Below are 22280 nucleotides of genomic sequence, written 5' to 3' on the forward strand. Positions count from 1 at the left end.
TTCAGCATCGTCCTTGCGACCAGCTTCAAGCAGGGCGATGCCGTCGTGAAGCTGGTCAAGAATATCTCGTTCGTCGTTGTACGGTTCCAGTTCCAAATTAATCTCCGATTTCGCTGTAGCTCCCCATGAAGCTATATTTTCCGCAGATCACCTTGGTCTTAGCCCCAGGGTATAAATCAATGCGACCGTGATCAAATGCACGAATAAACACGGAATCACCATTCAGCTTTCCGAGATAAGACTTTTGGCCATGTATGGTGCTTACATGCGGTTCTACACTAAACGACGTCGCACACAGGATCTTGCGACCGTCTTGACGGTCGGCCACGACGTGCTTCACACGGTAGCCTGTTGCCGACTTCTTAATCTCCAGCCAACACTGCGTACTGTTAGAATTTGAACAGGTACCGCTACTTGAGTGTTCGCCCGAGATATCAGCAAAAGCTGACGTCGCACCGAAGCAGGCGGCAGCGAGAACGAGAGGCACAGTGGTCAGTTTTTTCATTCCGTTTCCTTCTTTTTCTTAAGGTTTCCGAATACGGTGTCGGCCAAGATTTCACGCATGCTGCGAGGATCGCGGGCGTAGCAATTGTTCATGTACCAACTGTCTGAGCTGCCGCAGGTCGGGCAAACTCTTGGCTCAGCACCCTGTCCCTCTGTGTTGCATTCCACGCAGAGCCAACGCCATTTTTCTTCAAGCGAACTCATACGCGTACTCCTCTACATCATCGTGTGTTCTCCCGTCTTTCGGCCTCGGAAGACTGAAAATCTTGGCTTTCGGAGCCAACAGGACGGTGATTTCAGCACCATCCAAGGACCCGCGTTCGACCAGTGCGTCCGCAATCGTCTGGACGTCGGCCTGCCTCTTTTCGATGACAGCCTTCACCTCTGTCATGCATTCTTGCAGCAGCTTTTCGACTTTCGCTTGAACATCAGGGCGGGACTTAAGAGCAGCCAGAACTGGTTCAACGTCCGGCTCGCTTAAGAAAGTCAGAGTGTCTTGCTGACCCGTGCTAAGCCATTGTCTAGCAGCCCAGAACGTTGCCTCGCGCAGATCCCCCCATCCGCCGTCGTTGCGTTCTCCGAAAAAATGATCTTCAGCAGCTAATCCGCCGAGCAACTGCTTGACCATGGTTATCGAATAACTTTTTGACCGCAGATAAATGTGTTCAGCTGCCCGAGTAATTTGCACCGAACCGCCGTGAAAATTGGTTTCCGAGGCTAAAAAATCTCGGGTGACTTTTGCCGAGAGAATAGATTTTCCCAGCTCCAGAGACATCACTGCATGACCCGCTTCGTGGATAGCGGACTGACGCAATGAAGCCTCAGGCATCCGTTCCCGAGCCGGACATGCTTGAACGAGATTAACAAGTTTCAGCTCCCGCCGTTGACGTCGCGCCGACCGTCTTGCATCACGAATGAGGCCTTCAAGCCACGCGCCAGCCATGCCATCCGTGCGGGACACGACAGGTGTCAGGTCAACGCTTTCGAGATCACCTTTCAAATGAAAACGCAGGATACCGTTTCTAGCGGCTGCATCCGGCAACGGGATTACAACGAGTTTATCTAGACGACCAGGACGACGAAGGGCTTCGTCAACTTTGTCTGGATGGTTGGTAGCCCCGACCACGACTACGCCTTCTCGGCCGCCGATACCGTCGAGACATTCCAATAACCCATTTACAGCCCTGCGGATATAATCATCGTTATCAGACGACTTAGAGTTGCGGTCTCCAGAACTATCGAATTCATCGATAAAAAGAATGCACGGAACCGATTTCTGAGCTTCCTCGAAAGACTTGCGCATAGCTTTCAGATAGTCGCCCAGATGTCCTTTGGCTTGCCATTGAGCCATCGAAGTGCTGACAAACTTCACACCGCATGTACGAGCCAGAGCGGCCGCAAATGTCGTCTTTCCGGTGCCAGGTGCACCGCTGATCAGGACACCACGGTCAACTTCAGCCCAGCTGATTTTGCCAGCCTTCCAGTCGGCTAAATCCAGCGCGAGATCGCGGCCCCACTCGCCTGCAGCGCCTAGGCCGTGAAGGTCGTCGATAGTTGGTTCTGGCGATGCAACCGTTTTCGTGCGCGCAATCTTACTACTCCGACTTCTCTTGAGCCAAGCGTAAGCCAGATTGACACTGTAGCCAGTCGAACGATGCGCCGCAAAAATTGACATGAGTTGAGCGACTGGCACCTGCATCAGCTCGCGAGCCAGCCGGGGCGGAAGCCAGAACTTTTGATCGATGTAATTTTTTACAGCCGTCTCCAACGCCTCAGCTGTGCACTGTAGCTCGATCTCCGCGTCGACAAATCCCCGAATTTCTTCAGGAAGACATTGCCCATGAGACATAAAAATGAAGATGCGTCGGTGCTCAAAGAGAACAGACAGAAGACCGTCTTTCCCAGTTTTTTTGGTGTCGGAGATATAGTGGTCAAAATCGATAGCTTGTGCTTTCGCAGGCTTGTCGCCAACAAATTTCTGACGGTAACCGCCTTCCAAAATGTCGGAGAGAGCTGCCAAGAAAAGAGTCTTTTCATCCGCACTACGGCAACGAACCGCGAGCGTGCAGGCCTTGTCAGCGTGAAAATATTGCCGAGCACTCGATGATGACGCGCCGTTCCGAATGCAGTCGACGAAAGATTCGTAGAGCAAACCAATTTTAAAATCTTCGATGATCGGCTGGACATAAGTGTCGCCAGTCTTATCCATCTCTTCTTCACGCTCGATGCCTTCGAAGTCGAGGCCCGTAAAATCGATGTCGTGGTGTTGGTCAGTGCCTTCCTTACTCATGGTTTCTCCTAATAGCTGGCGCTCAACCCGAGCCATCTCGGGGAGCGAGGCATGCGCATGCGTAGTCGTGGGGAATGGAGGCGACGGCCGAGATCAGGCCGCAGCGAAGGTCTTCAAACCAGGGAGGCTGCCGCGCAGGTGATGAAAGGTGCGCGGAGTGAAAACCACATCTGGCAGATCAACACCGACGTCGCGTGACATACCAACGGCGTCGAGACAACCGTGGCTGTGACCATAGAAATGAATGGAGCCGCGATTGCTGGCAGGCCACACGCGATGAGCGTAGTGAGACAGATAAAGCCTCTCGCCGCCATCGGTAGTCGTAAGCGCGTGAGTAGGTGCCTGATCCCATTCGAGATCAGCAAGATAGCCCAGAGCGTTGCCGTCCCTGTCCACATCGTGGTTGCCAAGGATCAGAACCTTCCGACCATTCAGGCGTCGAAAAATGGCCTTGGCATGCGCAGCACCGCCGAAGGAAAAGTCGCCAAGGTGGTACACGATATCGGTCTGTTTGACGGTGGAGTTCCACGCGTGGACCAGATAGTCGTCCATCTCGCGAGTGCTGTTGAAGGGTCTACTGCAGAGGCCGATGATGGCTTCGTGGCCGAAATGAGTATCGGCAATATAGAACTTTTTAACGTAAGTCATAACAGGTTCCTTTCGAATACGTTTATGCAATGAAATCAGGCCGCTAGCCTGAAGACTTCATGCTTTCGTTCGTATCGAGAGAAGGAACCTCATTTTTACGCCTCGGGACTGACACCCATGCTCGCGTTTTGCGAGCACCAATGCCGTGGCGGTTGTATACTAGGATCTTATTCCTGACGTCAAGAACAATGTTTCGACCGTTTCGATGGGATGGACACCAACTCGCATACCAAGAGCCATCTCAATAATGGCCTGTCTCCGCTTTTCCTCAGGGATGCGATCCCACAACTCCTGCGGCAGCGATAGTGGGCATTCGACGTCGAAATCAAGCGGACTGTCGTCAACCACGTCAATCTTGATGTCGCGCCTGTCATTGGTCTGACTGTCATTAAAATTCTGATCGGTCATCTCGTTGTCAAAATGCGCTATAATCGCTCCTTTGTAAGCAATAATGTCCTTCAAAGATCGGGTGCACCCGAGCGGATTTCCGCGCAGCATGGCTACCCCAAAGCTCCTCCACCATGTCGGAAAATGAGGATTTTTAGCGACAATAGTTAGAGCAGTTGAGATCATGCCGCCTAGAGTTTCATCCGCTCGCTCGATATGTGGCCACGTGCTCAGCCCATCGACAAATCGCTTCTGTACCCATGCGCGATCCGATGATGGGTAGATGTGTCCGAGGTCGTTGTAAAAGACGGTCGCGGCATCCTTGAACCCCTGCGTAGTCATAAAAAGCAGGTCTTCTGGTACCTTACTCATGTCGATGGTTGGCATCGTCGGCGAAACGTACTTTGGTGCCGGAACCTTCTTCAAAGTGGGCTTCTTGATGGTTTTTGTGGCGTTTTCTTTATAAGTCGGGGCAAATGGCAGCTCGCTCATCGTACATACTCCGGTGCATCAAAATCAGGATCTAGGTGGATGTGACCAATGGCGCGGGTGATCTGGTCGATAGCGGACTGGTCAACACTGGACTGACCAAAGGAAAACTCTCTCGCGCACCCGTCCACCCATGCTCGGACAGTTAGTTTGACTGTCCGAGGCCCTTCATTTTCGTCCTGAAATGCTGGCCAAATCTCAGCTTCGATCTCGTCCATCGACATGCCGCGATCAGCTGTCCAGATAACTTCTGAGGCATCAGCCAATGTTACATTTGTCCCCTTTGGAACCTCTTGGGGATCAAATGTAACAGGCTCATCGGAGATCAGCTCGGCTAGCATGTCGGCCGCGATGTCGGACATAGCCACTTCGCCAGCTTCTTCAATGAAATTGGAAACCTGCGGCTCAGGCGGACGTCTGAAACCGCTTTGAGTTGGTGTCGAAAAAATTGGCTTGGTGAATGCAATTCCCTTTTTCGGGGAGTTGTCATCCTTTTCGACTTTTGAAGCAGATTGCTTCGTATATGCGTGGTTTGATGCTCCAAAGTTTGGTGCTTCAATGCCGACGCGGGCTTTTCTGGCTTCCTGAGCTTCGGTCGAGTCGACCGTTAGGTCAGGTGCTCCGGCTTCGAGTAAGTCAGGCTTGTCGACTTCTTCGGCGCAAAATTTGAAAGCTGCTTCATCCGCTCCGAGGGTTTCGATGGCTAAGAGCAAGCGATGCCCGCGATACTGCCGCGTCGTGTAGCCTGGTGAAACTGGTTCCTCTGCCAGAGCTTCTTGGATAGCGATCTGCCAAGCCGCGAAATAGAGATCGTGTGACCGCTTCTGGATGCTCCAAAACGAGTTCTGAGCTTTCACCCAGATGTTGCTGTTGACGCGGTAATCCGGAGCGTCAACGCCCCCGACGCCTCGATTGTTGTGTTCGCCGGGTTCAAATGGCGCACGCGTGAGATGGTGACTGGGAGCACGCAGGTTCAGGTGAAAATCGACACGTTCGAGTGGGCGTCCACGCGCTTCCTTGCGGACTTCGTCAATACGAACTGAGAAGCGGCGCACGGTCGATAGTTCCGACGTCAGGTCTTTCAACACGCGTTGCCGGAATTTGCCGAATGTCATGGTGCCGTTTTCGAGCGGAAAGCCAGTCCATTGATACAGGTCTTCTAGTGTAGCCGAGACGATGACCTTGTTTTCACCGCCCGGAATCCATTTCTCACGAGCGGCAGCTGCAGCGAACACGCGGTAGAGCCGAACCGAATATTTTGACTTCATCTGGCTGATAGGTGCGAGTTCGAGGTATGCGTATGCTGGCATCTCGCGCATGAGAATGCGGATGGGCTCGGGCAGCGAGTAGCGGATGACATCGGCTTCTTCTGTCGTTTCCAGATAGCTGAACACGAGTGGTACGTCTTCAAAACGGCGAGTTTTTGCAGTGCCGTAGGAAACAGTCGTGTTCATCAACCGCCTCATAGAGACCTTCAGTGCGTCTCTACGCGCATGCTGACCAAGAAATTTCAGCGCCGTTGCGACTGGCAGAGCCGTGAGTTCGTTTGGCATGCCTTTGTCTGACTCGTAAGCAGCTGAGATCAAAAGTTCATGCAGTGCGGCGTCGGCGGCCGTTAGGATATCCGCAGAAGTAATTTCCACGGCCTCCAACATTTCGAGCGGGCGTGGGCTTTCCGGTGCGACTTTTGTAAGAGAACTGGAAGCAATTGCATTAACAATGGTGCCACGGGTGGCAGGTTGAATAAGTTCCGGCATGCTTAGTACTCAGGATTTGTACTAATAGTGTTTGCGACGGCGGAAACTAAGTCAACATGTTTAAATGACATGATTTCATTTCGTGTCATTTAAACGATATCTCTTTATATGACACGGTTGAGAAACGCGTCATATAGACAGACCATGTTTAAATGACACGCTTGGGATTTATGTCATATAGACGTTTATATGACGTGGTTTTCAGTGGTGTCATTTAAAGCTGGTTTGGGATTCTTGTCATAAAAAGAATGTTGACGGACGTAGACCCTGTCTGCGTCAAACAGCAAAAGTGTCAACATTGGAAATGCACGATTCTAAATAGAGAAAAATCGGCTTCCAAAAGGGTTTTGTTTTTTGGATGGTCTGGTCGCTTCGCGAGGGTGCTTCGCACGAGGACTTGTTGCACTTCTTTTCTTCAGACCTGCGGCTTGGATAGACCGTTTGAAGCTACGCGGTATAAGCCTCTCGTAGAGACGGTCGGCGGATTTGCACTAAGTTGGTCGTATGCAAGGCACGGCCGCATCATTTCATCTCGTAGAGACGGAAAGGAGATGATGATGCCACGTCCAACTAATCTAACGCCCTCGGGGCAAGCCAAAGCTGAGCGTCAGGCGCGTTACAGGCAGCGTCTGCAGGAAAGGCGTGAACCTGAAGCAGACCGCGTAGACGTAGCGCTAGCTAACGCTATGGTCGCTTTCTCGTCGGTCGTTTCGGATGAGAAGCTCGAAGGCTTTAAGCCGTCAGTTATCGCGCTCGTTCGTGGTGCCCTGGCTCTTCTCGAAGCAGACGGCTTTTCACGTGAGCAGAGTGCTCGCGTTCTTCGACGTCGGATGTCGCGTGATATACGCCCAGAGATCGCAGATTTCATCGATGCAGGCGCGTTCGATAAGCGTTTGAAGTCGCACTATTAGAATCGTATTCCCCCCATTACTCCACATTTCAGAATCGAAAACTGGCAAATCCTCGTAGAGACACCGCCCAACTACTGCGGGCGGTTTTTCATTTTTGGATAGAATCTTGCGGAGGTGAGGCAGACGCTGATCTCTCAGCAGGAGATCACGCATGCAGAAGTCAGCAAGCCAAGCGAGCTTGGCGCTCAGGCTCAACAATTTGGAGCAGAAATTCGATGACTTTGAAGTACCCGACCCAGAAGAGCCGGATGCCGGGTTAACTGGCCGCCTCGCGAAGATGACGGTTGCTGGCTCTGCTACGTCTGGCACAGGTGCGGACTGGTCGAAAAATACATATTTTTTTGAAGTAGCTGGAAATCCGAGTCTTTCGACGTCTCTCTACGGAGAGTATCAATACAATCCTACTATCTATCAATCTGTTTCCGAGAAGCCGTTTTATAGACAAGTTTTTGGCTATTCACATGCCGGGAAATTTTCTGAAAACGCCTATTCTCTTTCCGAAGCGGTTTTTGGACAGAGTAATCTTACAACAGACAGCTACGTTGATTATTTCGCGAACGGCGAGGCACTGATCCATTTTCTTTTCGGAAGTAACACATGGACAGAAATAGAATCTCGACTTGAGGTTTTGAAATCTGCCGGTGGTCTTTTCGGGATATTGTTTGGATCGGCAACAAATGCGGAAGTCCACGCTGAAAACAGCTACAACAATTTGTTCCGCTGTCTCTGGGGGCGACCGGAAGTCGTTGAGTTTCTAACTAGTGACCTGAGCAAAGATCTGTTCAATCTGATTTTCGGGTATAGTACTGGGTCAATACAATCGGACCTGAATTTTATTTCTGCGACAGACAACAGATTTGATTTACTGGCATCTGTAAAAAAGATGCGAAGCGACATGAATTATTTGGAAGAGCGCGTTCGTTTTCTCGAAATCCATACTGGTTTTTCATTGAATGAATAAAAATGCTCTTGAAACTTACATCAGCCGCTCACATCATCATAAATGTCATCGACATTTGGAGTTATCCTTTCGCCAAGTTGATGTTTTCTGGGAAGAGACGGCTGCGGTTTCAGGATCCGCGGCCGTTTTCCGTTTGTGAGGTGCGATGAGGCTTGATTTACAAATTGACGAACGCGCTTTTCAGAAATCTCTCTCGCACATCCAACGCGAAGTTCTGCCGAAAGCCGCCGCTAGCTGGCTCAACGGTATCGCATTCGCGGCTCAGAAGGAGCTGAAATCTCACGTGAAGAAAGCCTTTGACGGCCATGTTCCGTTCACTGAGCGCGGGTTTGTGGTTGAGAAAGCGAAGCCAGCAGCGGGTCTTCAGGGCATGTTTGCCGAAGTGCGGGTTCAGCCAGCACAAGCGGCATATCTGCGTTTCCAGATAGAGGGTGGTGTCCGAAAAACAGGCGATGTCGGTTCCGGCCCGTTCGACCTCATGGTTTTCGGAGAAAAGAGGAACCGCGCAGGCAACATCAGGTGGGGCTACCCGAAGCAGCTGTCGAAGCAGAACCGCGAGGAGAAATGGAAACGGGCGTCGCTCCGTGCTCAGCGAGAGGCCGCACGGGCACAGGGGCAAGACACAAGCTCTCTGGCCTGGTTTCGAGCCACTCGAAATCGTCCAGGTATATTCTTTGGCGAGGTTGGCGGCGTAAAAGGTTACTGGCAGCGTCCGAAGCGCTCGAAAGCTGCACGAAAGCGTCTTCCTGGCGTCATCAGCGTTCGTGCGACTGAGCAGATCAAACCATTACTGAGTGTTGCCGATCAGGCTCGATATAAGCCGCGCTATCAGTACCAAGCTCAAATCGCGAAAGCCATGCGCGTGAAAGCGACGTCGGCCGCGTTTGGTGCAGAGCTGAACCGTCAGATGAGGAAACGTCGGTCATAGTCCGAAAGGGATAATCCGTATGCGCCTTTGACGATGGTCGGATGGATCTCTAGACGTCGAGTCAAGATCAACAAGAGCGAAGAGAAAAGGACATTTCGAAGCCCTGTTGTTCCCTCTCAGCAAAAGGAGCTTACGAGATGTTTGATACTAATTTGACGACCTTCATTTCCGAGCATGTCGACTTTGGGGAGTGGAGTACTGATAACAGTGTCCATGGATTCAAGTCTGTAGTGAAAGTTGGCCGCTTCGATACCCTTATCCTGACCGTTTCAAACAGCGGCGATGGCGGCGGCTACTATGTTGTATCTGATCTGATCGCGGGGAATGAACTCGGTGACGGCATGACACCAGATGTCACATCAGCAAAGCGCGATGCCGTCGAGTTTTCGAAACATATTTTGCATCAGCTCTGGCAAGAAAATGCTTCAGATGAGCATGTGAAAGAACAGGAGATCGCTGATTTTTTATACGACTGTTTGATCAAGGATTGGCGAGCTGATCCTCTTGACGCGCTCGCGCAGCACTATCGCATCAAGCATAAGGGCGCAGTTATCTTTGAACTGACAGCGAGACGGCACTTCTTCAAAACGCATTGGCGAATTCTTGAAGAAAATCAACTGGTTATCAAAGGTGTAGCACCGCAACTGGACGACGCAAAATTTGAAGCGGAAGCGGCGGCGCTGAGATGTCTGCAGCGCTATGCGGAAGCATATGCAACGGACAGGCTGAATGAAATCCGAGAAGCTGCATAAGATTTCAAAACGGGGTGGTTTTCGACTGCCCCGTTTCTTATTTGCCGCCGGCGGCTCTACCCTCCATGATTATTGGAGGATTTGGAATAAGGTGTCGCAATGATCCCAACCGTCGAAACCCAGCCGTACGTAGAACTCACGCTATGGCACATCCTGAAAATCGCGGGCAGTTATCACCTGGTCGGTGAACCGCTGAACCGCGCTGACGGTGGCCCAAGAATTTCTTCGCCGATAGCGGAGATGGACGCCAGAAATTGGCTAGCCACGACTTCGTCGGGCCGTGAATATCGCTTGATGGAAGGATCAACAGTACCGCTGGGACATCTCAGGAATGGCTTTCTGAAGGGATATTGCGCGCACTACGGCTTGGATATTGATGATGTCGGACTGGCTGATGCCTTAGAAGTCGAGCTGGCGTTGGCCTCTCCGGCTAATAGACTGAAAGTGTAGATAGAAATCCCTTCTAGCTTTGCTATTATGCAGTGATTAGGGGGATTTCACATGCGTATAATCGCTTTGAGCGCTGCCGCTCTCTTTGCATCAATTTCCGCTTCTTATGCCGATTTTCAGTGTCCAGCGCGACAACCTGCTTGGCATGCTCAAGATAAACAGAAGGCCGACTTTTATCTGTATGGCACTAAAGGCTTCGAATGGGAAAGTAAGCTGTATCTGGAGAGATGGGATAAAGGATCGCTGACTTGGCGCGTATCTCCAGAGCGAACATGTTCGGATGGTGTATCGACTTGTTACATGCTCTTTCCAAAGCTCGAACAGTACCGTGACGAGAAAAAGAAAGAGGATGACCGTTTATCGGTCTCATATGAAACCATTTCGGATGATCAAGATGAAGATAGATACATCGTTTTAGCCGCGTTAACTCAGAGCGCATGGTACTCAGGTGGAATTGATGTCGAGAGATTTAGCAAACCTGACACCGAGCAAGAACGCGTAATTGCACCCAACGTATATACTAAGATGAATTGCGGCGAACATGCCAAGAAGCTTGTATTTCTGAATGCAGCTAAAATCGGCATTAACAAGGCGAAAATCGCACCTGATGACCTTCCTCAAGCGCGGCTAACTGGCAAAATGAAGAGCATGTATGATTGCATGCCGGAGGCCAGAAGCACGTGTCTTGAAATGCTTTACAAGGATGATGCTTACGTAAAACAACATGAAGCTGAATATGAAATTTACGAATGGGGCGAATGGCACGACCAGTTTGAAAACGACGCGGATCGCAACAATTACTGGGCAAATTTGCATCGTCAGGCGGCCGAAGAAGGCTACAATCTCTTTACGAATGCGGAATTGCAAGAAGCCGCAGGTGTGAACTTCGAGAAGAAGTGATTGTGCCAGCGGCGTCTGCCTGTGACATCTACAGGCTTTGCATCCGGCGATTTTTTCACTGAAGCTCTTCTTCGAGCGCCTTTTGCATGCATATAAGATCACCTGAGCGACCATGTTGCTCGTACTGGGTCTGATAATACTGTGCTGAGTGCGGACAGGAGTAGCTGCTCGTATCAGTCAGGTCGCGCTCCAAAGCTTTCTGCATACAAACCATGTCTTTAACCTGGCCATTTTTTTCGTAACGCTCTTGATAATATTGCGCGGGTTCTGAACAAGAACCATAAGGAGTTTGTGCAGACGCAAAAGAAGAGGCGAAAATCACGAAGAAGGAAATCAAAACTTGATACATTACAATCCCTTCGAACCTGGCTTAACTACAGATTGATAATCTAAGCTACAGAACCCGTTAGGGACATCCATTAAGTATATATTGTTTTTATTTTCCTGGTCCCGCCATTTATATGAATCACCGAAACTTAACTTCTTAAATTCACCCGTACCGTATATGCTTTTCAGTTCGCCAATAAGAGAAGGACACTGATCTAAATCAATAAGATCAAGTTTTACCATTTCGAGTTGGCGACTTTTTTTACCGAACCAAAAATCTGCTTTAAATTTAAAACGTTCTGTATTGTATGGTGCGGAAAGCAAATTAACTATATGACCATCTTTGATGGTATTTGGCTTTTTTGGTTTTGATGCTTTGTTCCCAGAAGCTGTGATAACTTCTTCAGTAGTCATTCCCCATTTTGTATATTGCCAATCGGCAAATGCGGAAGTTGAAACGAATGAAAAAGCGATTGCCCAAATCACGGTCTTCTTACACATAGCCCCTCACAGAGTTCCTGAGTGAAGAAAGTATCAATCCTTGGCTATTTTCTCAATGGCGTCTTCCTACCTTATACCAGCCCATTTCTTGATCGTAGGCTTTCAATCAATAGGGTGCACAGCTACCCCTTGCGCATTTCATGTGTAATTTCGCATATTTTAAAGGTAAGTGACGGCGGTGTTCGTTGTAAGTTAAAACATTGATTCGTGGTCAGTGTTTATCTGTTGAATAGCGAGATTACATGTCAGGCGATAGTCGCAGTAAGCAACACCATTATTTACCTAAGACATTTCAAAAGTCATTTACCGTTGACGGGATGGGAACGCAAGTTTTCTTCTCCGAGAGAGGTGAGGGCGGCTTGTATGGCGATCCCGTTATCAGAAATATAAAAACAACTTTTAAAAAGAAAGATTTGTATACAATTAATGTCGAGGGAAAGAAATCGGATATACTTGAGAGGGAATATTACGGTCCTATCGATGAAAATTTGAGCAAAATAATTCCTTACTTAAATGAAGAGTTAACTAAAAACCGTATTCCAGTGATTACTGCAGACACTTCGAATAAATTGAAAATTTTGGTGATAGAGATGTTGAAGCGTACACCAGAGTTCGGAAATTGTGAAAGTTACAGTGATGTAGGGAGGAATACAGTTTTAGAGGCTATAAATGATTTATCTAAAAGTGCGTCAGATGAAGTTATAAGAAATCTAAATAATATGTTGAAGGACTCCAATCTAACGGATCTTATTGGTAAAGACATCATTGCTAAAGCTAAAACACTACCCATGACTTTAGTTGACGATGTTCTAAAGAATTATAATATTAGGTGGGTTAGAACGGAAGGCAAGTCCTCGTTTATTTTGTCCAGCCTTTGTTGTTATCGTATTGGAAACGGAGGATCAAACGGCTTGTCCAGTATGAGTGCAGAAGTATGGATGCCTATTTCGCCGAAAAACTGTTTGGTTCTAATACGAGATCCGAATAAGCAAGTTCCTTTAATATCATTTGTTAATGGCGATAAAGTCAATCAGGTGAATGATCATGCTTCTACTTATAGCAAGCAAATAGCTTCACACTCAAAAGCTTTATTAGAAGCTGTTATTAAACGCTTGAATAAGTAAAAATTCTTTGGAATGTGACGCCGGGCTTTCCAAGAACAACGCTAATAATTGGCCACGACAACTAAAATCCAGAATGTGTAGAGTAAGAAATATTCTTCCGATCTGCTAATATACGTCGTTATTAATTGCGGCCGACAGTTTTACACTGCAAGATATGTGTAAAACGACGAGGAAGCAAATATGAATATATTTAATGAAGATATTAATATCATCGAATGGCTAATTATCAATGTTGACGGCAATTATCGCATTGTTGGATTAGTTGGCGGAGATCACGAATACCCAATACATATTGTGAGTTCACCAATAATCAAATCTTCAGGCGACAACATTTTCAAAACTGAAGACCAAAATGTTTACATCTTGAGGCAAGACTATCCTCCGTGTTTTTCAGACAAATATAGAAATAATTTTGAAGACCGTATGATCTATGTTCTCAGAGATCCGAGAAGAAATAGTTTTGGTAGAGAGATAGAATACAAAATCGCATCACTGGATGAACTCAGGACAGCCTTCGGATAGATGGTCTATCAAAAAAACGTCGATGGGACCCTGAGCTTTCAAGGTGGAATGCGGGTAATTGGCGACCGCATAGTGTCGCTCTTTCCAAAATTTTTTTTAGGCATTCATCATCAGCACCCCTCCGCAATTTTAAATCTGAACTAGAATCTTGCAGCGCCGAGAAGTTCAATATTTTCAGTGGCTTTACTGAACTTTGGAGCGTATATGGCGAGAAAGAAATCCGGCGACGATGTGCTGAATTTATGTGACAAACAGTCGGTACTAATCAGCACAGACCAGACAGAACGTAACATCTCATCTTCACGACGCGCTGCTGCAAAAAACAGGCTGGTGTCTTTGAAGGAACTTGCTGATTTTCTCGAACGAGATCGAAATACAGTTTCAAGCTGGCTGAAGTTTGGGCTTCCCTTTGTTGAGAAAGCAGACCGTGATCTCGGCAAGGCTTGGAGTTTCGACACTGCCGAAGTCGTGCGCTGGCTTGAAAAACGTGCAGCTGATGCGGCTGCTGAAAAGCTTGGTACGACTGGTCTCGACGGCAAGACATCTGAAGATGAAGCGAAGCGACGTCGCGCTGTTGCTGCAGCGATCATCACAGAGTTGGAAGCAGCTGAAGCGGTAAAAACCGTCGTACGTGTGTCTCACGTTGTCGACCGCATTTCTGCAGATTACTCGGAAATTCGTAGCCGTCTGATATCTTTACCTGATGCCATTTCTGGTCGCGTAGAGACAAAAGTCGCGCAGAAGGTGCGCGAAATAGCTGACGAGCAAGTGCGTTCAGCACTGAAAGCTCTTCGTGTAGATCGGGATTTCCAGCAGTCTGAGGGGTGATTTTCATGCTCGATGAATCCCTTTTTGAACAGCTGGATTTATCAGAAGGTGCCATCAGTTTTGATGATGCGCTCGACAGCTTGCGCAATGACGTCCTGCAAATACCGCCGTTCAAAGATCCAGTGGAATGGATTTACGATAGCATCGAGTTACCGAAACAGGCTACTTTTAGGCCTGGAAACATGAAGTTGAACGGTTTCCAGCGACCCGTTGCGCTCGACGCACTCGACCCAGACGTCGACCAGATCACGGTTTTGAAAGGCGTGCAGGTAGGATGGTCATCATTCCTGAAGGCAATGCTGTTCTATGGCATCAGCTACCTTGCGCTGAAAGCCATCTTGACCCAGCCCACAGATGACGACGCCAAGGGCTACTATAAAGACCAGATAGAACCTCATTTTGCTGACGTTTTATCAGGAATTCGCCGCTCTCCATCAAGGGGCGAGGTACAGGACACCTGGGACGAACATCGTTTTAACAATGGTGCGCAGCTCTATTTTCGTGGTGCTGCTTCTGATGACGCTTTCCGCCGAATAAGCGCGCAGTGGCAAATGGCTGACGAAGTTGATGCAGATGCATGGCAATCAAAAGGTGAGAAATCTCAAGCTGATAAACTGGCTCTCTATCGAGATCGTGGCACGGCTTTCATTGACAGCAAGCTGTGGGTGGGTAGCACACCTCTATCCCGCGACACATCGCTTGTTTGGCGCGAATGGCTCTTATCTGATCAGCGACGTCTGCATGTTGCCTGTCCACATTGTGGAGCCAGCCAGTATCTGAAGTGGGGAACTGACAAAACCGACTACGGCTTCAGATGGAAAACCAATGAGCACGGACACGTCACGGAGTCTTGGTACCAGTGTGAAGCTGAAGGCTGCCGCATAGACGAGCATCATAAGGAGGACATAGTCGAGGCTGGGGAATTCGTTCCGACTGCGATCCCGAACCGTCCTGGCCATCGCGGTTATCATTGGCCTGCATGGCACTCTTCGGCTCCAAAAGCGAGATGGTCAATTCTCGCGCAACAATGGTTGGATGCTCAGGGCGACACAGAACTTCTAAAACGCTTCATAAACAACGTACTCGCAGAACCGTGGGACGATCTCGGTGGCGAAAGTATCGATACCGACAGCCTAAAAAGCCTGCGTATTCCATATCGTGCGGAGGTACCTGATGACGTTGTCGTACTGACGTTAGGAGGCGACACCCAGACAAATAAAGAGGGATTAAAGGGAGGCAATCACGAAAGTATCGCGTCACGTGAAGTGTCCGTATTTGGCTGGAATAAAAAGCGTATGCCTCGCTTGATAATGCATAAAGTGATTGTTGGAGAACCAGGTGATGCGGATGCCGACGCCGAACTTGATGAGATCATCAACCGTAAATTCACAAAGGCAGACGGCACCACGATGAAGATTGCGGCGTCTGCCATCGATCTCGGCGGTAGCTACGGGGACCAAACAAAGGCCTTTGCCAAGGCACGTTCGACAAAACGGGTATGGGCGGTAAAGGGAAATAATAACGCCAAGGGCACGCGATCTTCGTCAGTTTGGCCCCGTAAAGTCAGCCGTTCTACGCGCAATGGTTCGAGTTGGTATATGCTCGACACACAGCTTGCCAAAGATGCTGTCGGCCGCATGATCCTTATACGAGGTCCCGGTGCTGCGACCTTTCCAGCGGATACGCCAGACTCTTATTTTGACGGTCTCACGGCTGAAAAAATGAAGATAGACAAAAAGAAAGGTGGACGCCACTGGGAGCGTAAGAAGTCGACAAACACTGGCGAAGAATGGGACTGTCTTGTCTATGCCTACGCCGCCCTTTGCGGCTTGCAGGCATCCGCCCTTGCATACCGTGACTTGAATCTTGCAGCACGTAAGCTCGGTATAGAAGATGCGCTACCTCCGCACGATCCCGAAACAGGCGAGTTACTGGATGAAGCGCCAGCTGATGTTCCCGCAAGTTCTCAATTGAGAACAAAAAGCGAACAAAAAACTGAAAAGCCGCATCGGCATGGTGCCGAGGAGAACAGAGAAGAGGTGCCGAAGGAGGTTCCAAAGTCTGTAGCCAAGCGGAAGAAAAAACAGGGCGGCCGAGTTGTGGGTTCGACCGCGAGACGTTGGTAATTGGGAGATTTTGGATGAGTGAATTTAAAGAAGTAGGCAACTTTATTATGAAATCAGATGGGAATTTTGAGCCATTTGATATGTCTAAAAATGATGATGCTTTAGTCATCGAGATGCCTCGTGACATCTCATTTGTCATCTCGTTTGATGCAGATGGCACTTACAAAATCGATGAGGTGTCCGAATGAGGCTCTTCAGATTTTGGTCGCGTGAACAATGCACGGATGCGATCCTTGCACTTGAAGAAGGTTTGGCGTCCGGCGCTCAATCTATCTCATACCCAGCTGGCGGTTCCCTTTCTTACACGAATTTTGAGAACGCCGAAAAGCTCCTGTCTGCTCTTTATGCACGACTTGATGACCTCGACGGAAAGCGTCGAAAGCCAGCAGTCAAACTGATCCCCTTCGTGGTAAAAAGGGGGTACTAAGTCATGGCTCAGCAAGCAGAAGCCCGCTCGTCAACACCTAAATCAAGACGCATCGGCACACATGCACGCAGCGTTCGGTCGTCTATTTTTTCCAACATTTTTAAGAGTGCCAAACACTTCTTCGAAGCAGCAAGCAACTCGAAAACTATTGAACAATCCGTTGACGTCGGCCCTAACGGTTACAATTCCGACATTGAGAAAGTCAGGCGTCGAAGCCGTTGGATGTATGCCAATGACAGCTTTTATCGTCAGGCATGCAGGCAGGTAGCAAATAATGTCGTTCACTACGGCATCAAGCCAGTCGTCAAAGATAAGGCCCTTCTAAAGCTCTGGAATAGATGGCAGAAAGAAGCTGACGTTCGTGGTCGAATGGACTTCTACGGACTTCAGTATGTTGCGGGTTTTGTCATACCTCGCGACGGAGAAGCCCTAGTTCGTTTTCGTGAAAGACGAGATGGCGATATGCGAAGCGGTGTCAATTTCCAGCTTCAGATGCTGGAAGCTGATCATCTACCGCTCGATTATACGCAGCAAGCACCAAATGGAAATTGGATCGTAAGTGGTGTGGAAAGGGACGTAATCGAGCGCCCTTCAGGCTACTGGCTCTATGATTTTCATCCTAAGGATTGGCAGGGAACTGGTCAGCAATCGCTCATTCCAAAGCGTGTTTCTGCTGAAGATGTATTGCATATTTACATGCCAGAGCGCTTGTCTGACAGCAGAGGCTATCCGTGGGGTGCCAGCGCGCTCAATATCACGGAACGCATTCGTACTAGTGATGAAGCTCAGGTTGAGAAGCAGCTCACGCAAGCAGGTTTCGCTGGTGTTTTCAAGAAGCCGAGACTTTCCAGTGATGAGCCGAAGGAAGAACTGGAAACCCAAAAAGACGAAGACGGCGAAGATTTTGTTCCGGTAGAACGCGGAACTTTTGCAATTGTACCTGACGATTACGATGTTGAATTCGCTCCTCAAACGCAGTCAGATGCCAATTATGGCGTCTTCAGGCGTGAGCATTTGAGCGGTCTTGCAGTAGCGATGGGATTAGCCGTCGAACACATTACGATGAACTTCGAAAAGCTCAATGACAGGACATACCGCGCTGTCATGCTCGAAGCCCAGAGATTTATTGAGAGCATTCAATATCACTTGTTCGTAAATCAATTTTGCAAGCCAGTTTGGCGGAGGTTCCTATCTTATGCCGTGCTTCATGGACTATGGTCGGTGCCAGAAAACCAGGAGCTGGATGATTTGTTCGAGATCGAGTGGATGGCTCCTGCTCGTGGTCATATTCATCCTCTTCATGAAATTAAAGCGTTCTCAGAAGCGGTAAAAAACGGTTTCACATCGCGCAAGCGCGTTGCTGCATCTTTTGGTGAAGATGTTGAGGATATCGATACAGAAAATGCCGAAGATCAGACAAGAGCTAGGCTTTTGAAATTGCTGTATCCGATATACGAAAAGCTGATGTCAGATGAGGAATTTGAGAAGATTATGGCGGATGAGGAGACTGTGCATTAAGACGATTAAATACCATCGCAGTTAAATTTTATATATTTCAACTGTGATGGTATTTCAAAAATTATTTGGATTTTTTAGCAGATAGTTTGCTTGCCTTGTTAAGTATTAATTTTTTATTGTATACGCCATTTAATACATGCTCAAGAACGTCAAAGGCATCAAACAAATCATCATCTTCGACATTATCATTACCGTGAGTACCTAGATTACCGATATTTCGCAGACCTTGTAGTTCTGTCTTTAAATCTAAACCTTGTGTGAACGCATCAATACGTTGAGAGAGATTTAAACGGTATGGTTTTTGATTTTTATCAATTCCTTTGGTAACAACGCTTTGTTCATCAAGCATTGCTTCAATAGCCGTTCGTAATCGAGCGACACAAGCAGATGTGTCGGTCCAGTAAATTTGAAAAGCTAATAAGAGTTGATCCTTTACTCGTTTGGGTACGGAATTGGATATCTTAAATATTGGCAAAGGCGGAAAGACAGTCCGTATTCTCAAAGCTTCTATGTAATTAAAACTTATACCATACTCTTCGTGAAATTCTTCCTCCTCTACAGTTTCACTGTCACCAGTTAAATAAACTATCTCTCCGCAATGAGCCTCGTCGCATTTCAACTCTGCGGCCCATCGTTGTGTTATGGAATAAGGTTCAGGACCATATTCACCATGACTATTTATTGAGTACTGAGGTTCTACTATAGCTAGTTTTTTTTCTGCCAGACGGACTTTTCCCATTTCACATGATGGGCAAGGAAATGATGATAAGTTGTCTTGGGTGCGAAGCTTATACCATGTCGGACGATGTATCGTCATTTTACCCCCTATAATATTCACCGCTTATTATACTATTATTTTCAAATCCGCACTTAAATCTTGCAGAACTATCCCGCACGATCAGTCCAGATAACATTTTCTGGACTGACGAATGCCGAAGAAAATCGAAAAAATTCAAGGACAGATGCGCACACGAGCACATGCTCGCGGTGCACGTACTGTCAATGTCGGAGATAAATCTTTCGATATAATCATCAGCACTGAGACGCCTGTCCGTACCTGGATTCAGAATCCTAACAATCCGTCCGAAACCATTGAAGTTGATGAGATTTTGTTGGCTTCGGGTCTGGATTATTCTCGCACCGAAAATATGCCACTCATTGATTGCCACGATACTTTTTCTGGCATCAAAAGCATTCTCGGCATGGTCGAGAACGTCCGCGCAGTGGGTTCGGAAATCCACGGAACTGCCGTTCTAAACACTGAAAATGCAGGTCTGATCACCGACATCGAGCGCGGTCACTACAACCAGATCAGTGCAGGTTACGGCGTCAACGCGTATGAAATCGAATTCCGCAACGACGATGTACCACTCGCATTTGCAACGTCTTGGACGCTCTATGAAGCCAGCCTTGTCGCCGTTGGCGCTGATCCGAATGCGAGTGTCAGGTCAGCAGGTCGCACGATACCGACACCCACAATTTCCTTCCGCAACAAGCCTGCCAAAGCGGCGAAGCCGAAGGCTAATTCCACCAGAAAACTTAGAAAATTGGAGAAAAGAACTATGGAAGAACAAGACCTTATTGAACTCGTTGACGCCGCAGAAGCTGCTGCAGAGATCGTTGAAGAAGCGGTAGCCGCTGTTGAAGCAGCTATCGAAGAGCTGGGCGACAGCGTACCCGAGGAAGTTCTCGAACGTGCTCGTAAACTTCGTAATGAAGATGACAATGAAGACGAAGAGCAGCGTAAGCACGGCAAACGTGAAGACGCTGCTGATGACGAGAAGAAGGAAGAGGAAGAAATTCGCTCTATCCGTTCCATTGCAAAGAGCTATGGCCTCACGAAAGCAGTCGACGATCTGGTCGCCCTAGGCACTCGCTCGAAGGACCTGAAAGCCAGCATTCGCTCTGCGATCCTTTCAAAGGCAATTGGCACGTCTGGCGCTCGCTCTGACATCGAGCCGAAGCCTGTTCGTAAAGAAGCCAAGCTGACGTCAGCTCGTGACATATACGCCAAACTCAACAAGCGTGGCTAAACAAAACCCATTTTTGGAGAAGATAAATGACAAGATTTTACAAGCAGCGCCCTGATTTAGCGTTTCTTCTTATTCCAGCCAGCGGCGACCGTTCTTTTGAAGAGATCGCCGTTGTTGCGTCGACCACTCCGTATGAAGTTGGCACCATTCTGGTGAAGGGTGAAGACAATTATGCGGTTCTAACTTCAGCTGATCTGGAGCCAGCTGAAGAAGGCGATGAAGTGAAGGTTTCGCTCGCAATCCTTGGTGCTCGTACCGTTTTCCATGCTGATGATGAGCAGACACAAGCTCCGGCTCTTGCCGTCGTTCGCGATGCCACGATCAAAGCTTTTGAACTCGTTTTGCCAGCTGGGGTCACCATCGACGTGCTTGCACCGTACTTGGAAAAACAGGGCCTCATCCTTCGTTCGTAAAAAGAACAAAACGTAAACAAATATTGTTTGGAGAAACTAATGGAACTGAATAACATTCTTAACAGCGGCAACGAGTTGTTCTCGAAGGTGGCTCTTACTGACCATGTAGTCACCCAGCCTTACGTGCCTGACTTGGTCAGCAAGTGGCTGCCTTGGAATAGCGAAGGCGTTCACCTGCCAACCGTTGCCATTGATTTTACCGATGGCACACTCGACATGATCCCTGAAGCTGTTCGTGGTGCGCCAGGCGATGCTCCAGAGCGCGATACCGACAGCTCCGTGCTCGTGAAAATCCCTCACTACCCTCAGCAGAATACTCTGCTTGCAACCCAGTTTGAAGGCATCCGTGCAGCTGGTAGCGAGCTTCTGGTGACTGTTGAAACTGAGCGCAACAAGCTGCTCTCGCGCTTCAACAAGCGCAATCGCCTGATGTGGGAAGTGTCCCGTATCGGTGCTGTAACGGGCAAGCTCCTTGGTTCAAAGGGTCAAGTGATCAAGAACTGGAACAAGGAATTTTCGGCTGCTCAGACAAAGGTGCAGATCGACTTTGCATCTGCAAATACGAAGCTTCGCACTGAACTTGTGAAAGCGAAGGATAAGGGCGAAGACAACCTGGGCGAATTTACCGCTGACCGCTGGATTTTGATAGCTGGCAAAGACGCTTTTCCATTGATCACGGATCATCCGAACTTTGAAAAAATGTTCGAGCGCTACAACGACGGCGCGACGCTTCGCGATGATCTCAGCGATGGTTTCAAGATCGCTTCGAACATCACTGCGGTGAAGTATACTCGCAACAAAATCGGTGGACAGACTATCTTTGGCGATAGCGACATGTACCTCGTGCCTGTCGTCGACGGCATGTTTCAGACACGTTTTGGTCCAGGAACTGGAATGGGCGATCTCGGCGTTATCGGCCTGCCAGAATATGTCTCACCGTACGACCTGCCGCACGATGAAGGCGTCGAGCTGAAGGCTCAGACTAACGTCATCAGCTGGGTGCAGCGCCTCCAGGCCATCGTGAAAATCGAACCCAAGTAACCAGAGATTCCCGCGCTTTTACCTCCCAGCGCGGTTACCAGGCCGAGGACAGGGTGGCGCTCCTTCCCATCCTCGGCCGTTTTTATTTAAGGCGCTGTTTTTAGGAGATTCTTATGACGATACCAGTCGTTAAGACCGCCATCGCGCCGAACGGTGCATTACCCGCTCATCCAGCTCCAAGCGCCGTGAGCATGAACGTAGCACAAATTTCAGTAGCTGCTGATGCTCCTGCCGCACACACAGTCTCCGCTGTCACTTCGCTCGTGCAGATCAAGCCAACCTCGGATGTCTTGTTCTATGCGGACAAGCCAGGCGAAGAGTTCACGCCCGATTTCGGCATGCCACTCGCCGCAGGAGGCTATTTCTCATTCTCTGTAGAAGCAGGCTGCACACTTCATTTTTCGGCCGATAAAGCTGCTCTCGTTTATGTGCTGGAGGGCTAA

The 22280-nt window shown here is 48.7% G+C and carries 25 protein-coding genes; 16 read left to right on the top strand and 9 right to left on the bottom strand.

Translation table 11 applies throughout. From position 1 onward, the window contains the following. Positions 1–97: 97 nt before the first annotated feature. The 6 genes from AAIB41_RS02430 to AAIB41_RS02455 form a co-directional block, all read right to left on the bottom strand. Positions 98–505 carry a hypothetical protein gene (locus tag AAIB41_RS02430; RefSeq protein WP_343314020.1) on the bottom strand — a complete coding sequence of 136 codons (408 nt, stop codon included), beginning with the start codon at positions 503–505 and terminating at the stop codon, positions 98–100. After that, positions 502–708 (bottom strand): hypothetical protein, encoded by a 207-nt coding sequence (locus AAIB41_RS02435; RefSeq protein ID WP_343314021.1) that lies wholly within the window; start codon positions 706–708, stop codon positions 502–504. The genes AAIB41_RS02430 and AAIB41_RS02435 overlap by 4 nt, the downstream gene beginning before the upstream one ends. Next, positions 695–2794 (bottom strand): AAA family ATPase, encoded by a 2100-nt coding sequence (locus AAIB41_RS02440; RefSeq protein WP_343314022.1) that lies wholly within the window; start codon positions 2792–2794, stop codon positions 695–697. The genes AAIB41_RS02435 and AAIB41_RS02440 overlap by 14 nt, the downstream gene beginning before the upstream one ends. Positions 2795–2887: 93 nt before the next feature. Further along, complete coding sequence (locus AAIB41_RS02445; RefSeq protein WP_343314023.1) at positions 2888–3442, bottom strand: metallophosphoesterase; 555 nt, start codon at positions 3440–3442, stop codon at positions 2888–2890. 159 nt (positions 3443–3601) lie between these two features. Next, on the bottom strand, positions 3602–4321 hold the full coding sequence (locus AAIB41_RS02450) for a hypothetical protein (protein ID WP_343314024.1): 720 nt from the start codon (positions 4319–4321) through the stop codon (positions 3602–3604). Further along, positions 4318–6075: a replication initiation protein gene (locus AAIB41_RS02455; RefSeq protein ID WP_343314025.1), complete on the bottom strand. Its 1758-nt coding sequence runs from the start codon at positions 6073–6075 to the stop codon at positions 4318–4320. Before AAIB41_RS02455 ends, AAIB41_RS02450 begins: the two co-directional genes overlap by 4 nt. 557 nt (positions 6076–6632) lie before the next feature. On the opposite strand from AAIB41_RS02455, the gene AAIB41_RS02460 reads away from it, so the two are divergent. The 6 genes from AAIB41_RS02460 to AAIB41_RS02485 all read left to right on the top strand — a co-directional run bounded on the left by AAIB41_RS02460 (position 6633) and on the right by AAIB41_RS02485 (position 10977). Further along, entirely contained in the window at positions 6633–6986 is a 354-nt protein-coding gene (locus AAIB41_RS02460; RefSeq protein ID WP_343314026.1) for a hypothetical protein, read from the top strand. A 151-nt stretch (positions 6987–7137) separates the two neighbouring features. Beyond that, positions 7138–7947, top strand: coding sequence for a hypothetical protein (locus AAIB41_RS02465; protein ID WP_343314027.1), 810 nt, complete (start codon positions 7138–7140; stop codon positions 7945–7947). Between the two features lie 145 nt (positions 7948–8092). Next, the gene (locus AAIB41_RS02470) at positions 8093–8875 is read left to right on the top strand and encodes a hypothetical protein (RefSeq protein ID WP_343314028.1); all 783 of its coding nucleotides are present in this window, start codon (positions 8093–8095) and stop codon (positions 8873–8875) included. Positions 8876–9012: 137 nt separating this feature from the next. After that, the gene (locus AAIB41_RS02475) at positions 9013–9627 is read left to right on the top strand and encodes a hypothetical protein (protein WP_343314029.1); all 615 of its coding nucleotides are present in this window, start codon (positions 9013–9015) and stop codon (positions 9625–9627) included. A 99-nt stretch (positions 9628–9726) separates the two neighbouring features. Further along, positions 9727–10077 (top strand): hypothetical protein, encoded by a 351-nt coding sequence (locus tag AAIB41_RS02480; RefSeq protein WP_343314030.1) that lies wholly within the window; start codon positions 9727–9729, stop codon positions 10075–10077. A gap of 51 nt (positions 10078–10128) precedes the next feature. Further along, the gene (locus AAIB41_RS02485; RefSeq protein WP_343314031.1) at positions 10129–10977 is read left to right on the top strand and encodes a hypothetical protein; all 849 of its coding nucleotides are present in this window, start codon (positions 10129–10131) and stop codon (positions 10975–10977) included. 55 nt (positions 10978–11032) lie between these two features. On the opposite strand, the gene AAIB41_RS02490 is transcribed toward AAIB41_RS02485, so the two are convergent. Both AAIB41_RS02490 and AAIB41_RS02495 read right to left on the bottom strand, forming a co-directional pair. Next, positions 11033–11326 (bottom strand): hypothetical protein, encoded by a 294-nt coding sequence (locus tag AAIB41_RS02490; protein WP_343314032.1) that lies wholly within the window; start codon positions 11324–11326, stop codon positions 11033–11035. Next, positions 11326–11805 (bottom strand): hypothetical protein, encoded by a 480-nt coding sequence (locus AAIB41_RS02495; protein ID WP_343314033.1) that lies wholly within the window; start codon positions 11803–11805, stop codon positions 11326–11328. Before AAIB41_RS02495 ends, AAIB41_RS02490 begins: the two co-directional genes overlap by 1 nt. Before the next feature lie 242 nt (positions 11806–12047). Here AAIB41_RS02495 and AAIB41_RS02500 point away from each other — a divergent pair, with 242 nt between their 5' ends. The 6 genes from AAIB41_RS02500 (at position 12048) to AAIB41_RS02525 (ending at position 18350) form a co-directional block, all read left to right on the top strand. Continuing rightward, positions 12048–12929 (top strand): DUF4238 domain-containing protein, encoded by an 882-nt coding sequence (locus AAIB41_RS02500; protein WP_343314034.1) that lies wholly within the window; start codon positions 12048–12050, stop codon positions 12927–12929. A gap of 180 nt (positions 12930–13109) precedes the next feature. Beyond that, positions 13110–13451 (top strand): hypothetical protein, encoded by a 342-nt coding sequence (locus AAIB41_RS02505; RefSeq protein ID WP_343314035.1) that lies wholly within the window; start codon positions 13110–13112, stop codon positions 13449–13451. Between the two features lie 204 nt (positions 13452–13655). After that, positions 13656–14279 (top strand): terminase small subunit, encoded by a 624-nt coding sequence (locus tag AAIB41_RS02510; protein WP_343314036.1) that lies wholly within the window; start codon positions 13656–13658, stop codon positions 14277–14279. Between the two features lie 5 nt (positions 14280–14284). After that, a complete protein-coding gene (locus tag AAIB41_RS02515) occupies positions 14285–16405 on the top strand; it encodes a terminase gpA endonuclease subunit (RefSeq protein ID WP_343314037.1) in 2121 nt (706 codons plus the stop codon). Positions 16406–16419: 14 nt separating this feature from the next. Then, complete coding sequence (locus AAIB41_RS02520) at positions 16420–16593, top strand: hypothetical protein (protein WP_343314038.1); 174 nt, start codon at positions 16420–16422, stop codon at positions 16591–16593. A 242-nt stretch (positions 16594–16835) separates the two neighbouring features. After that, positions 16836–18350, top strand: coding sequence for a phage portal protein (locus tag AAIB41_RS02525; protein ID WP_343314039.1), 1515 nt, complete (start codon positions 16836–16838; stop codon positions 18348–18350). A gap of 61 nt (positions 18351–18411) precedes the next feature. Here the strand turns inward: AAIB41_RS02525 and AAIB41_RS02530 are convergent, their stop codons facing one another. Then, entirely contained in the window at positions 18412–19167 is a 756-nt protein-coding gene (locus tag AAIB41_RS02530; RefSeq protein WP_343314040.1) for a DUF4145 domain-containing protein, read from the bottom strand. A 112-nt stretch (positions 19168–19279) separates the two neighbouring features. On the opposite strand from AAIB41_RS02530, the gene AAIB41_RS02535 reads away from it, so the two are divergent. The 4 genes from AAIB41_RS02535 (at position 19280) to AAIB41_RS02550 (ending at position 22280) form a co-directional block, all read left to right on the top strand. Then, the gene (locus AAIB41_RS02535; RefSeq protein ID WP_343314041.1) at positions 19280–20383 is read left to right on the top strand and encodes a hypothetical protein; all 1104 of its coding nucleotides are present in this window, start codon (positions 19280–19282) and stop codon (positions 20381–20383) included. A 26-nt stretch (positions 20384–20409) separates the two neighbouring features. Continuing rightward, a complete protein-coding gene (locus tag AAIB41_RS02540; protein ID WP_343314042.1) occupies positions 20410–20796 on the top strand; it encodes a hypothetical protein in 387 nt (128 codons plus the stop codon). A gap of 39 nt (positions 20797–20835) precedes the next feature. Next, positions 20836–21837 (top strand): major capsid protein, encoded by a 1002-nt coding sequence (locus AAIB41_RS02545; RefSeq protein WP_343314043.1) that lies wholly within the window; start codon positions 20836–20838, stop codon positions 21835–21837. A 113-nt stretch (positions 21838–21950) separates the two neighbouring features. After that, positions 21951–22280, top strand: coding sequence for a hypothetical protein (locus AAIB41_RS02550; RefSeq protein WP_343314044.1), 330 nt, complete (start codon positions 21951–21953; stop codon positions 22278–22280).

Origin of the sequence: Brucella sp. BE17 (assembly GCF_039545455.1) — a bacterium.
Lineage (GTDB): Bacteria > Pseudomonadota > Alphaproteobacteria > Rhizobiales > Rhizobiaceae > Brucella.